This is a genomic window from Parabacteroides sp. AF39-10AC (assembly GCF_003635405.1).
Lineage (GTDB): Bacteria > Bacteroidota > Bacteroidia > Bacteroidales > Tannerellaceae > Parabacteroides > Parabacteroides distasonis.
On sequence record NZ_QTLP01000014.1, the window covers coordinates 83252 to 96115 of the forward strand.

11 protein-coding genes are annotated in these 12864 nt (G+C 47.3%); all 11 read right to left on the bottom strand.

Features of this window, described 5'->3' with window-relative positions:
- Positions 1-19 precede the first annotated feature (19 nt).
- Positions 20-1126, bottom strand: coding sequence for a glycoside hydrolase family 26 protein (locus tag DW033_RS13855; protein WP_048928334.1), 1107 nt, complete (start codon positions 1124-1126; stop codon positions 20-22).
- 85 nt (positions 1127-1211) lie between these two features.
- A complete protein-coding gene (locus DW033_RS13860) occupies positions 1212-2678 on the bottom strand; it encodes a PD40 domain-containing protein (protein WP_122297640.1) in 1467 nt (488 codons plus the stop codon).
- 6 nt (positions 2679-2684) lie between these two features.
- Positions 2685-4454 carry a DUF6057 family protein gene (locus DW033_RS13865; RefSeq protein ID WP_122297639.1) on the bottom strand — a complete coding sequence of 590 codons (1770 nt, stop codon included), beginning with the start codon at positions 4452-4454 and terminating at the stop codon, positions 2685-2687.
- A 7-nt stretch (positions 4455-4461) separates the two neighbouring features.
- Positions 4462-5934 carry a PD40 domain-containing protein gene (locus DW033_RS13870; RefSeq protein ID WP_122297638.1) on the bottom strand — a complete coding sequence of 491 codons (1473 nt, stop codon included), beginning with the start codon at positions 5932-5934 and terminating at the stop codon, positions 4462-4464.
- Positions 5931-7496, bottom strand: a complete 1566-nt coding sequence (locus tag DW033_RS13875) for a DUF6057 family protein (RefSeq protein ID WP_122297637.1) — start codon at positions 7494-7496, stop codon at positions 5931-5933. Before DW033_RS13875 ends, DW033_RS13870 begins: the two co-directional genes overlap by 4 nt.
- Positions 7480-8082, bottom strand: coding sequence for a DUF4369 domain-containing protein (locus tag DW033_RS13880; RefSeq protein ID WP_122382845.1), 603 nt, complete (start codon positions 8080-8082; stop codon positions 7480-7482). Before DW033_RS13880 ends, DW033_RS13875 begins: the two co-directional genes overlap by 17 nt.
- A 183-nt stretch (positions 8083-8265) precedes the next feature.
- On the bottom strand, positions 8266-9393 hold the full coding sequence (locus DW033_RS13885; RefSeq protein ID WP_122382846.1) for an aspartate aminotransferase family protein: 1128 nt from the start codon (positions 9391-9393) through the stop codon (positions 8266-8268).
- 14 nt (positions 9394-9407) lie between these two features.
- The gene (argC, locus tag DW033_RS13890; protein ID WP_005855221.1) at positions 9408-10376 is read right to left on the bottom strand and encodes an N-acetyl-gamma-glutamyl-phosphate reductase; all 969 of its coding nucleotides are present in this window, start codon (positions 10374-10376) and stop codon (positions 9408-9410) included.
- Positions 10373-11572 carry an argininosuccinate synthase gene (locus DW033_RS13895; protein WP_005855223.1) on the bottom strand — a complete coding sequence of 400 codons (1200 nt, stop codon included), beginning with the start codon at positions 11570-11572 and terminating at the stop codon, positions 10373-10375. The genes argC and DW033_RS13895 overlap by 4 nt, the downstream gene beginning before the upstream one ends.
- Positions 11573-11610: 38 nt before the next feature.
- Positions 11611-12204, bottom strand: coding sequence for a GNAT family N-acetyltransferase (locus DW033_RS13900; protein WP_005865603.1), 594 nt, complete (start codon positions 12202-12204; stop codon positions 11611-11613).
- Positions 12205-12232: 28 nt separating this feature from the next.
- Positions 12233-12673 carry an arginine repressor gene (locus DW033_RS13905; RefSeq protein ID WP_005855227.1) on the bottom strand — a complete coding sequence of 147 codons (441 nt, stop codon included), beginning with the start codon at positions 12671-12673 and terminating at the stop codon, positions 12233-12235.
- Positions 12674-12864 lie beyond the last annotated feature (191 nt).

The window sequence follows — 12864 nt, forward strand, 5'->3', positions numbered from 1 at the left end:
TATCTGGTTATGTATGATGTTATTTATATAGGTTGATATCGGAGGCGAACAATGTTTTCGGATTTTCAAAGAACTTCTTGAAATCCTCGGCAGAGGCTTGTCCGGGATAAGGGCCAAAGAAGTGAGTGACTTTTTCACGGGCGTTTCTCCATACCAATACATAAGCGACCGGATATTTCTCCATGGCAGGCAGCAGGGTTCCCGTCCACCATGTGGAGTCTGGTATCCCTTCGTAGCCGGTCTCCGTGACCGCTATGATCTTATGGTTGGCTTTGCCTATGCTGTCTATTACTGAAAGACTGGTATCCATGCTTTTCAAGAAGAAATCCTTATCTTCCCGTTGGTAAGCGTCGAAGCCTAGGACGTCGATCAAGTCATGTCCGGGGTAACGTTCCAGATAAGACGCTTGATCCTGCGGCTCTGTACCTGTGGAATAAGCGTATACGATCTGGTCTGTTGCTCCGTGAGCGTTTAGATAATCGGCGGTCATTCGCCATAGCGCTTTGTATTCATCCGTGGTACATAAATTCTGTCCCCACCAGAACCAACTTCCGGTGTGTTCGTGCCAAGGACGGAATAGGACGGGAATCTTGGTGCCATCGCTTGTTTTCAAGGAAAGGATGAAATCATTCACTTTGCCTAGCCAACTTTGGAATTTCTCATAGTTCTCCCCTTCCGGAAGGATCGATTTCACGACAGCATGGTCTGATACGTCCCAAGCGTCCCCTCCGGTTTTAGGGTTACGGGGATGCCAACTTAAAGATACCAAGCCTCCCCGGTTATATTGGTTGATGATTTCCTTGCGTATTTTCTCGAAAGGTACTTTATCAAGGCTTTTATCTCCCCCGAGTTCGATCTCTCCAAGATCAAAGCTGATAACGGCCGGATAATCGCCGCATACTTTTCGCACGTCTGAGCCTCCTTCGTCAAATTCCCATCCGATCCCATAAACCGTATCATCGTGGTGTCCGAACATGATTCCTTTTTGTGGAATCGCACGTAGGTTCTCTATTAAACGTCCTCTCGGCGAAACCTGTTCGCTTGTCGGCTCTAGTCCTTTCTTCGACGGTGAACAGGCGATTAATGCCCCTAGGCATAACATGGTAATTAATTTCGTGTTCTTCATGATAACTGTCTTTCTTTATGAACGCAAATGTAAGAGGTATCGGGCAGACAATCTAGTATTATTTTATCGGATAGTGGTATTATTTTTATTTCTTAGCTTGTACCTGTATACGTTCTTTCGAGGTTATCTTCTTTTCAAATACCCTTGTGTCGATCTTGATAGGCTCGCTCGTGAAATCCGGGACATTATAGGAATAGACAGAGCGATCGTAATAGGTTTCCGGATCTTCCTGGGGAAGGAGAAAGGGCTTGCTTATCTTGCCATTCTCATCCATGCTTGCCAGATAAAGGCGGGTATAAAGGCCGTCACCCCGGCGGCTACTGAAGACAAACCAGCGGGAGTTGCTACTCCAGTTGTGAAAGCTTTCGGTGTCATCGCTATTTACTTCGGATAGCTTGCGGAGGTCTCCGCTTGTCAAGTCCAGTAACCATAGATCCGCCTCTTTATGCCAGATCGAAAAGTTTCCGTAATCGGATAAGGTGAACATAATATATTTGCCGTCATAGGAAGGACGGGGGAAAGATACGCTTTTCCCTAAAGCCTCAGCGTTCACCAACGTATCGATACGGCTCCCGAATGTACCGGTAGAGGGATCGAAATCGATACTACATAAATTATATCTTATCTCTTTATATTCTTCGGGAATCTTTTTAGCCTCGGCGGAACAAAAGTAAAGCGTACGACCATCCGGGGAGAATGCGGGGAAGGTCTCGAACCTGTCTTTCTTTTGCAAAGAATCGCAAAGAAGTAGATGATGATCTGCCGGATGGTAAACGACTACATCAGATTCCAAATCCAAGACTTCTACCCGCTCGTCCTTAACCGTATGGAACGATTGCCGGGTGTTGTTCGTGGAATACGCTATATATTCGCCTCCGGGATGCCAGTAGGGATAGACGCAAGCGGCGATTGTCTGATCTGTTTTCGTGTTGAGGTATTCATCCTTATTGCCGGTTCTCATAAAAGTGGCTCCATGCGTCCCTCGGATGTGAAGACTGAAATGGCTCGGGTCCGTACGATTGAAGGCATGGCAGTTTACGCACATACCTTTGATCAGCGTGTTTTCCACCAAAGGTCTTTCTTTATGAGACGATAGATCACGCTCATAAATACCCATACGGCTATAGACTTCATAACCGGGAGCGATCTTTCGGTATACTAGGCCGTAATCGATCGGGTGGGGGCTGATGTACATGGGGAAAGGTTTGTAAGTACTCCATTTACCCTTTTGCTTGATACTGACAGTAAAGAGTAAACTATCGCCTTGATTGGAGTTGAGCAGTTGCTTCCACTCTTTTTCCGGGAAATTGACATGCTTCGCGTTTATATGTACCTCTTTGCCTTGGTGCCCTTTTACGATAACATCTATCCGCTCATAGGAGGTATCCGTATAAGAGAAATTCATTGGAGCTATCGTGGCGGGAACTGTTACCCCGATATAATCCGGATAGATGGACGGGTATTTCTCTATTTGTTCGGGGGATACCACCGAATCCCCACAGGCGGTAAATAACGCTATACATATACTATATAATAAGATAAGCTTTCTCATGGCCGTTTATTTTCTGAATAATAAGTAATACCAAAATGTCTTCTCGTATTTCGGGCGAAGGATAGGCTCGGAGTCTTTCTGCGTCATATAGACACGGGCGAACTCGCTTACCCCTTCCAATACGTTGCGGGAGATGCTCCAAGGAAGGCCTTGGAAATTAGGATGCTGCTGTGTCCAAATGAAAATCAATGCCTCTTGATAAGAGATGGGTATGTGGTTATAGCCCAGATCTTTTCCCAGCGGATAATATTTCATGAAACGTTCCAGATCCTTCTTTTGCAAGACATAGGCTAACATATACTCGAAAGCCATCCGGTTACTTTTGTTATGTTGCAGCAATAAGCCTAGCATGACATCCATTTCCGTGTCGCTAAACAAGAAATCTTCCGTATATCGGGCTTTTCTCAACCATCCCCATTCGGGATGCTTCTCTATCTTTTCATCGTTATTTAGGTAGCTCATGGCATGGGTCGCCCATTTCTTATAGAACAAGGTATGCTGCAAAGCCCGCAGGTATTTGGCGGCGACAGCGTATTGTCCATTGATCAAGTTGGTCTCGGCCAGACGCATATAGGCACGTCCGCTTTTCTTATAGTCGGGGATAGCTTCCATCGCCTCGAACATATAGCGTTGTGAGGAGTTGATCATTCCCAGATGATAGAATATCTCGCTGGTTGGGAGCGGTGAGGTAAAATCTCTTTGGAAGGTCGGGATCAATCCTTCCGTTCCATTCTGGTAGAAATGGAACATGCGATCCCCTAATTGTCCGGTCTTGGCGAGAGCCAGATTTAAGCAGGTCACGGAGAAGGGGGAATTAGGCTCTTTGTTTTCTGCCGCCTTGATGATCTGGTTCCATTGTTTCATGCGGGTGAGGTAGTCGTATTTCATGGCCTCTTCCTTATCCGGATTGCTGGCGGCATAGATCCATGTGCCACCACCGATAAGGAGCAGGGTGGGGATAGCAGCCATCCAAACTTTAGTACCCTTTGCCGGTGGGGGTAGCAAGGCTAGTGCCCCGGGCATTATGGCTACGGTAGCGATTGTCAGTAACAGGGTGTTGGGAACGATCATGGGGAAACGATAATAATCGATGCCGGTCATGAGGCTAAGCAATGGATATTGCGTGAGGTTTTGTGCCAATAGGGGGCATAGGATTCCAAGCAAGATGTAGATAGGAATCCATATATAGGATTTGTTGGATACTATTGGTACGGATTTGATGCAATGCCCGATTGCTACTCCGATAACGAAGATGAAATAGGCCCCACCACCTACCACCCAGTAGAGCACCGGCATCATTAGGAGCGTATAGATAATTCGTCCCCATGAATGAGCGGTTTTTCGCTGGATGACTAGAGCGAAGAGGGCGAGAGTTATGGAGACGGGGAATGCCAGCAGGGCATTCTCATCACATAAAAATACCCAGAGCAGGATGGAAGGGAGAAAGCTGAGCGGATACCAAAAGTCGGAAGCCCCCATTTGTTTGGCCAGCCAGTTTATTTGCCGTTGGATAAGCACGAGAACGATCGCCAAGATCGTAGCCCCTGCCCAAGCGAAATAATAGAACTGCGTCAGGAACTCCGCTATATATTCAGCGATGCCTCCGGGATGGAGACATTTGTCGATTCCATATTCCGGCGTGAACAGGAATAACTGGAATTGCTCGTGGTAATGTAAATGATGAGGATAATAAAGCCCCCAAAACAGGCAAATCGCACAGCCGAATAATAAGGAGGCGATTCCTCTTATGTATCTATATTTACGTGTATTTTCCATGATTCTATTATTTAAAAGTCTCAGCTTCCTCGTCGTAGTAGATCTCTTGTACATCTTCAGCGTCGAAAGGAAGCTCGCTAGTGGATAATTCAGGTATATTATAAGATTTTAACGTGATATCGTAATGTTCCGGATCCTCTTGCGGGAGAACGAAAGGTTTATAGGCTTTTCCCGTACTATCCACGTAAGAGAAATAAGGCTTTCCGTATAGTCCGTCATCCCGCTTACCGGCAAAGACAAACCAATGGCTGTTAGAGGACCAGCTATGGTAGGTATCCGATTTATCGGAGTTGACGGCAGGTAAGGTATCTATCTTCCCGGTCTGGAGGTTCATCATATGCAGGTCTGTTTCTCGGTGCCAGATCGGGAAGGTTCCATAATCGGCTACCGTGAAAAGCAGGTATTTACCGTCGGGCGATATCTTGGGATGGCAGGCGGAGCCATTATGCTTCTGGGCATCCCATACGGTCTCGATCCGTTGGCCCCATTCCTTGGTATCTTTATGGAAAGATATGCGGCATAGGGAATATTTTAGGTTATGGATACTATCGGGCAACGGCTGGATGGGAGCGGAGCAATAATAGATCCAGTTCCCATCGGGCGAGAAAGTTGGGAAAGTCTCTAACTCATCCTTCCGGCTAGTCAATGGGGAGGTGATGAGTTGTTTCTTTCTGAAATCTGCGACCATTAGGTCGGAGGTCGTATCATAGACTTCCAACCGCTTACTTCCTAACGAATGAAAAGCAGGGATGATAATATTCGTGGAAAAAACGGCGAACTGCCCCGATGGATGGAAATCGCCATAGACAGCCCCATTCGGCAGACTGTCGTTGCTCAGTTTCAACTTCCTCAAATGTCCGTTACGGTTCAGCAGGGTGCCTCCTTGCTTTCCCCGTAAATGGAACATGGATAAACTTCCTTTCTTATTTCCGTAAATATGGCAGTTCATGCAAGAACCGTCGGTATCTTTGTTGTCGGCAATAACCCGTTCCTCGAAGGTATTGATCTCCCGCTCGCATAATTGGATCTTGTTCCATACCTCGTAGCCGGGTTCTATAAGTCGGTAGCTTATATAACTATCCAGTTTCTCCGGAACTACTTGCCAGTAGAAAGAGGGGTAACGAAACCATTTACCCTTGATACGGGCGACTACGGTTATTTGCAGGCGGTTGCCCACTTCCTGCTCTAAAAGGCTTTCCCATAGGTTTAAAGGGAAAATAGCTTTCTTTCCGAAAGATAATTGTATCTCTTTTGATTCCCCTTTCAAGGTTACTTGCATAGCGTCCGCATCGTTTCTCAATAAGAAGTTGAGAGGGGCGATATTCGTGGGAATCATGATATCCGTATAATCGGGATACATGGGGATTGGGTCTGTGGTATCCTCTATTTGCTTCGGGGTAGGGGCACATCCTGCCAGCAAGCAGATTATCCAGACGAGGTAATAGGTTATGTTCTCTTTCATGATTCTTGCTTCTTTCATGGCTTACTCTCCTTTCCGGGCTCTGTGGTCGCAAAATGATAATAGAACCAATAGGTCTTGCCGTATTTCTCTTTCAAACTCGTGTCCTTTGCCTCATAAAGCCGGGTATAATCGGCGAATTCTTTCGCTATCTCTACCGGGATTTGGTATTTTATAAGCTCTTCCGCACGGATATTACCTTGGCGGGCGAGATGGATCAGCAGGGCCTCGGCGAAAATGGGACTAGAGACCTTACCCGGTACATAATCTTCTACAAAAGAACGGAGATCTTTGGAGAGTAAATGATAGCAGAGTAAGTATTCGTAAGCACGGAGATTGCCGGCGTTCGAGGCGACTAAGTTCTGTAAGGAAGTCACGGCATCGTTACCGGAACGTAGTTGGTCTTGGGTCGGGATGTCTCTGCGTTTCTTCTCCAGCCACTCCTTTACTCGCGGGGTTTGCTGACCGGGTATTCTCTTTTCGGCCCAGCTTTTATGAAGGAGTGTCTTGTCTAATATACGTAGATATTTAAGAGCTGCTTCATCATCCCCATTGACCAGATTGATCTCAGCCAGCCGTTTGATCATACGGCTACCCGAATTGCGAGGAGAGAAGATCATACTTAGCATGGCGCAATGCTCGGCCATAGTCATATCTCCTAACGTGAACCATAACTCGTTGGCGAATAGGATAGAGAGAAAAGAAGCAGATGGGTTTACGGGAAGGATCAACCCATTCGTACCCGGTTGATTCCACGCTAGGAGGTTCCGGGAGAGAGACACGGGTGAGTTGATCTCGGATGGATGCGTGGCATTGTACAGGTTCCGGTAATAGGTCACCCAAAGGATTTGGCGGTCTGTCTCGAGATGTTTCCTCATCTTTTGTATATTTCCGAAATAATGTTCCACATCGAGGCTGAGTACATACTCCCGGTCGAGATCCGGCTTACTCCACCAAGTGGTAGCGGGATATTGGGTCGCTGGAAGAAGTAATATACCTGCCGCAAGCAGGGCACTTAGCTTTTGATGGTGCGCTATGATTCCGGCGGCCAGCATAAGGGCCAGACAGAGCCATGCCCCGTACCCGAAGCACCAATAGCAAAGAAGCATGGCGGGAATGCAGGTAAGAAGACGTTGCCCCTCAGTTTGGCTCCGGCTATATAACAGGAAAACACCTTCTGCTCCGATCAAGGAGAGAGTCGCGGATAACGGATAGGCGAGTCCGCAAGACCTTCCGGCCTCCCATAATACAAGTAGTATCATAAGAGGAAGGGCGTATCTCTTGCTGACGAATTGCCGGAATGTCCGATAGGTAAGCAGGGCAAATAAAGTTAAGACAACGCTTAGGATGAACGGGCCTCCCCCGATATAATAAAAGAATTGCGTAAGGAAATCGCCGGTGAGACAAGCCAGCCACGCTTCCTCCTGAAAATATCCACGGAGAAACTCGCCGCTGTACAAGAACAGCATCATTTGCTCTTTGTGGAACAAATGATAGGGGTACATCCAGAAGAAGAAAGCGAAGATCGCTATCGCCAGTACCGCTAGCGTGATCGACAGATCCTGTTTAATGATTCGCTTCATCCAGTTCCTTTCGTAGCTCTTCGGTCAAGGAGGTTTTTATCATCTTATAGAGGAATTTCCCGACCGTTTGGTTGATATGTTCTTTCATGAACGCATAATTAAAAGCTTGCGTCTCTACTCTCAAGGAATCCCATGTCTGCTTGATGCGGATGGAATCTTCCGGCGAGCAAGTCTTAAGCGCTGTCCATAGGGCATAGGATTCGCTATCGGTCTTTTGTTTCCAGTCTTTCCAATGCTGCAAGGCGTCGTTTTGCGGTGTACCGGAGGCCGAGCTGATGGAGTCTATCCGTACCGAGGTCACACCCGGTTCCGTTACGACCAGTAACTCTTGAAACTTGAGACGCAAGAGGATACGCATACGGAGGACTTTCATCTCTTCTCCCGTTCCTTGGAAAGTAAACCGTGCGTTCTCTATTCTCGTAGAATCGATATTTTCGATCGAGGCGTTTTCCATGGGTGCCAGATAAATCCATTCCCCATCCTGCTGCGCGGTGGGTAGGGTGCCTTTTATGATGTATTTGGAATCGTTAGATTGACAGGCAAATAGGCACAACAAAGTGAATATTCCTATAAATAGATATTTCATCGATCGTGTTCATTAGTAATTAGAGACTCAAAGTTTAGACTGCGTAAAGTTAGTGTTTTTTCGGAAAAGGGAATGATGTTTTTTTGACAAAGAGTGATACTTAATTTACGTCGCTGTTGGGGAGGAATGAAAAAAGGAGAACGCTGATTAAGACATCCTCCCTTTTTATGAAATAAAGAACAATTAAGCGTTTAGGACTTTCTTGAAGCGATGGATAAATTCCTTGGCCTCATCCATCGTCAAACAAAGCGGAGGAAGCAGACGGATCGTATTCGTTCCGGCTACGCCCGTGAACACTTTCTCCTCAAAGAGAAGTTTGCTACGCACTTCCTTGATAGATTCCTCGAACTCGATACCGATCATCAAACCACGGCCCCGAATTTCCTTGATACCCGGAAGTTTATGAAGCTCTTCCAATAAATAGGCACCCACTTTCGCCGCGTTATCAATCAAATGCTCGTCTTCCATAATATCGAGAACGGCGATAGCGGCCGCGCAAGCCAAATGGTTACCGCCGAAAGTAGTGCCGAGCATACCATAAACCGGCTTGAATTTCGGGCTGATCAATAACCCACCCATCGGGAAGCCATTGGCGATACCTTTCGCTACCGAGATCAAATCCGGCTTGATACCGGCATATTGATGCGCGAAGAATTTACCGCTTCTTCCATATCCGGATTGAATCTCATCCAAGATCAGACAGGCATCATAAGTCGTACACAGGTTGCGTAACTCACGCATAAAATCATCCGTTGGCAATTGGATGCCACCTACACCTTGGATACCTTCGATGATCACGGACGATACATCCCCCTTCTTCAACTCTTCCTCTACGGCGGAAGCGTCGTTCAATGGAAGATAAGTAACCGCTAGATCCTCATTTACCGGAGCGATGATCTTCGGGTTATCCGTGACACGGACGGCGGCGGAGGTACGCCCATGAAAGGCGTGCTTGAATGCGATCACCCGCTTCTTCCCGTTATGAAAAGAGGCGAGCTTTAACGCGTTCTCGTTCGCCTCCGCTCCGGAGTTGATCAAGAACAACGAATAATCATCGTAGCCGGAAGCCTTCCCTAGCTTATCCGCTAATTTTTGTTGCAAGCTATTGATAACCGAGTTCGAGTAAAAGCCTAATTTATTTACCTGCTCGGTAATCGCCTTTACGTAAGTAGGGTGGCTGTGCCCCACCGAGATCACGGCATGGCCGCCATATAAGTCGAGGTACTCGTTTCCCTCGCTATCCCATACATGACATCCCTTGCCTTGTACGATCTCTATATTAAATAATGGATATACGTCGAATAAATTCATCTTTATAGTATTTTTTAAAACGCGGAGGGTTTTAAGTGTAAGCCAACCGTCTCCTCCAATCCGAACAATAGATTCATGTTGTGGACCGCTTGGCCGCTAGCGCCCTTCAATAAGTTATCGATCATAGAGATGATAAGAAGCTTATCATCTATTTTCTGTAAGTGGATCAAGCATTTATTCGTATTTACCACTTGTTTCAAATCCGGGTTCTTATCAGTGATAAACGTGAAGCTGTGATCATCATAGTATTCCTCATAAATACGTCGGATCTCCACCAAGTCGATCTTGCAATCGATGTATGTCGTGGCGAATATACCACGGGAGAAATTACCGCGTACGGGGATGAAGTTGATCCGGCTTGAATAGCTCTTCTGCAACTGGCTCAAGCTTTGGTTGATCTCGGCCAAGTGCTGATGCGTAAAAGGCTTATAGATCGATATGTTGTCGTTGCGCCAGCTAAAGTGAGAGGTGGAAGAAGGCTTCACGCCCGCTCCCGTCGATCCCGTGATGGCATTGACATGCAAGTCGGAATTCAGCATCAAGTGCTTCGCCAACGGCAATACGCCTAATTGGATGCAAGTAGCGAAACAACCTGGGTTCGCTATATGCCGGGCGTTGCAAATCCGGCGGCGGTTCAATTCCGGCAGGCCGTACACGAAATCGTGCTCCGGGCCTTCGATCCGGTAGTCCATGCTCAGGTCGATAATCTTCACGTTCTCGGGAACCGTGTGGCTCTCCATGAACTTTTTCGTATCGCCATGAGCGGTACAGAAGAACAGAAGGTCGATGCTATCTAACGGCAACTCGCTGGTGAACACCAAATCCGTCTCGCCATAAAGACCGCCATGCACGTCCGTGATCTTGTTACCGGCGTTACTGCTACTGTTTATAAATGTAAGCTCGGCATCAGGGTGGTTTAGGAGCAGGCGGATCAATTCACCCGCCGTGTAACCCGCTCCGCCTATAATTCCGCATTTAATCATATCTCTTCGTCTTTATGGTTCGTATAATAAACACGCAACGGAGTGGAAAGAACCTTGATGAAGCCTTTAGCGTCCTCGGCGGTCCAGCCTTTCTGCATCTCTCCGTACTCACCGAATTTCGTCTTCACCAAGTCATCCTCAGATTCTACGCCAACGGTAGAGAAGGACAACGGACGAAGCTCCAGAATAGCCGTACCGTTCACGTTACGCTGAGACTCTTGCAACATCGCCTCGATATCGCGCATCACCGGTTCCAGATATTGGCTCTCGTGCAAGAACATGCCGTACCAGTTCGCTACCTGATCCTTCCAGTATTGTTGCCATTTGCTCAACGTATATTTCTCTAGGAAGCGGTGCGCCCCGATAATCAACATAGGAGCGGCAGCTTCGAAACCGACCCGTCCCTTGATGCCGATGATCGTATCGCCCACGTGCATATCACGGCCGATACCGTAAGCCGCCCCGATCTCCTCGATCTTCTGGATAGCGGCGATCTTATCCTCGAACACCTCACCATTCACGGCATGAACCTCACCGTTCTTGAACTCGATGCGCAATTGCTCGCTGCCGGTTTTCTCCACTTGTTTCAGATAAGCGCTCTCGGGTAATCCTTGCGCAGAATCAAGAATCTCGCCACCGCAGATAGAGGTTCCCCAAAGACCTACGTTATAGGAATATTTCAACTTCGTGAAATCGGCCTCGAAACCGTGTTCCTTCAAGTAGTTGATCTCTTCCTCGCGGCTCAAGGCCATATCGCGGGTCAACGTGATAATCTCCACGTTCGGAGCCAATACCAAGAAAGTCATATCGAACCGGATCTGGTCGTTACCGGCTCCGGTAGAACCATGGGCGATAGCGTCGGCGCCAATCTCGTTCGCGTAGCGGGCGATCGCCAAGGCTTGGAAGATACGCTCGGAGCTTACGGAGATCGGATACGTACCATTACGCAACACGTTTCCGAAAATCATGTACTTCAAGCTCTTCTCGTAATACTCTTTCGTAACGTCGATCGTCACGTATTTCGTGGCGCCTAGCTTATAGGCGTTCTCCTCGTTTTGTTTCAATTGTTCCTCGCTGAAACCACCTGTGTTAGCGCAAGCGGCGTATACCTCGTATCCTTTTTCTTTAGCCAGATACATGACCGTGAATGAGGTATCCAAACCTCCGCTGAACGCTACTACTACTTTCTTCTTCATCGTTTCTCTATTTTATGTTGTTTTTCTATCGTATTAATTTAGTCCTTTTTAGTCTGATTACGTGCCTCCCGCTCTCGTTGCGCACGATGCGGATCGGCCGGGTCGAACAGCATGGCCGTGCAGATGCAATACTTACGTTCGGTGCGTTCCAAGATATCGTGGTTCACGCAACCGTTGCAACCTCGCCAGAAAGCCTCATCGTCCGTCAAGTCGGAGAACGTAACCGGTACATATCCCAGCTCGGTATTCATCTTCATCACGGCAGCGCCGGAGGTAAGGCTGAATATCTTCGCTTTCGGCCAGCGCATGCGGGCAAGTTGGAAAGTCATGTCTTTGATGCGTTTTGCGATACCCAAGCCCCGGAAATTCGGATGTACGATCAAGCCGGAGGTAGTCACGTACTGCTTGTTTCCCCATGACTCGATATAACTAAACCCGGCGAACTCGTTTCCCGCCAAGGCGATCACCGCTTTGCCCTCTTTCATCTTCTGGGCCACATACTCGTGCGTACGTTTGGCGATACCCGTGCCCCGGACTTTAGCGGCAGACTCGATCGTATCTAGGATCGTATCCACATATACCTCGTGAGAGGCATCAGCGATCATAACATCAATTTCTATTTCTTGTTCCATTTTATTGTTTGTTCTTAGTTTTTTCCTTTTATATAAAATGTGATAAAGCGGCAATCACCTTCTCTTGGCTCACACCGTTGCGGGGGATTACCAAGATCGTATCGTCTCCGGCTATGGTGGCCAGTATCTCGCTGGGGGCATGGGAGTCTATGTCCGAGGCAATTCCCATGGCGTAACCCGGTCGTGTCTTCACCACCGCCAAGTTTCCGGAAAACTCGATATTCGGCTTTTTCTTGCCTTCAGGCTGTGCTTGTTTGCTTATACTCTCTTCGGGAAGGCGATATACATAATCTCCGTTTCCGTCGTGTACCTTGGCTACTTTCAGTTGCTTGATGTCGCGGGAAAGCGTAGCTTGCGTAACCGAGAATCCGCTATCTTCCAATTCTTTAAGCAGTTCTTCTTGGTTACTGATCACTTTCGTCTGTATAATACCGCAAATGGCATCCAATCGTTCCTTCTTTGTACTCATGTTGTATATTTATGCAAAACAGGCTGCAAATATAAAGAGTATTGTTGAATAAATATACAATCAAGGGCTTTTTTTTCTGATATAAGTAGGGGGTAAGGGATTTTCCTGCTTAGCCTAGGTTTAATCACTGTAAGTGTTAGGCATTTCATCTATTTATATTCATCTTCTATCAGCCGTTGGATGATCATGCA

What these genes read in the sequence shown, in the direction of transcription:
- DW033_RS13855 (WP_048928334.1), bottom strand. Translation starts at nt 1,126, where the DNA reads ATGAAGAACACGAAATTAATTACCATGTTATGCCTAGGGGCATTAATC.
- DW033_RS13860 (WP_122297640.1), bottom strand. Translation starts at nt 2,678, where the DNA reads ATGAGAAAGCTTATCTTATTATATAGTATATGTATAGCGTTATTTACC.
- DW033_RS13865 (WP_122297639.1), bottom strand. Translation starts at nt 4,454, where the DNA reads ATGGAAAATACACGTAAATATAGATACATAAGAGGAATCGCCTCCTTA.
- DW033_RS13870 (WP_122297638.1), bottom strand. Translation starts at nt 5,934, where the DNA reads ATGAAAGAAGCAAGAATCATGAAAGAGAACATAACCTATTACCTCGTC.
- DW033_RS13875 (WP_122297637.1), bottom strand. Translation starts at nt 7,496, where the DNA reads ATGAAGCGAATCATTAAACAGGATCTGTCGATCACGCTAGCGGTACTG.
- DW033_RS13880 (WP_122382845.1), bottom strand. Translation starts at nt 8,082, where the DNA reads ATGAAATATCTATTTATAGGAATATTCACTTTGTTGTGCCTATTTGCC.
- DW033_RS13885 (WP_122382846.1), bottom strand. Translation starts at nt 9,393, where the DNA reads ATGAATTTATTCGACGTATATCCATTATTTAATATAGAGATCGTACAA.
- argC (WP_005855221.1), bottom strand. Translation starts at nt 10,376, where the DNA reads ATGATTAAATGCGGAATTATAGGCGGAGCGGGTTACACGGCGGGTGAA.
- DW033_RS13895 (WP_005855223.1), bottom strand. Translation starts at nt 11,572, where the DNA reads ATGAAGAAGAAAGTAGTAGTAGCGTTCAGCGGAGGTTTGGATACCTCA.
- DW033_RS13900 (WP_005865603.1), bottom strand. Translation starts at nt 12,204, where the DNA reads ATGGAACAAGAAATAGAAATTGATGTTATGATCGCTGATGCCTCTCAC.
- DW033_RS13905 (WP_005855227.1), bottom strand. Translation starts at nt 12,673, where the DNA reads ATGAGTACAAAGAAGGAACGATTGGATGCCATTTGCGGTATTATACAG.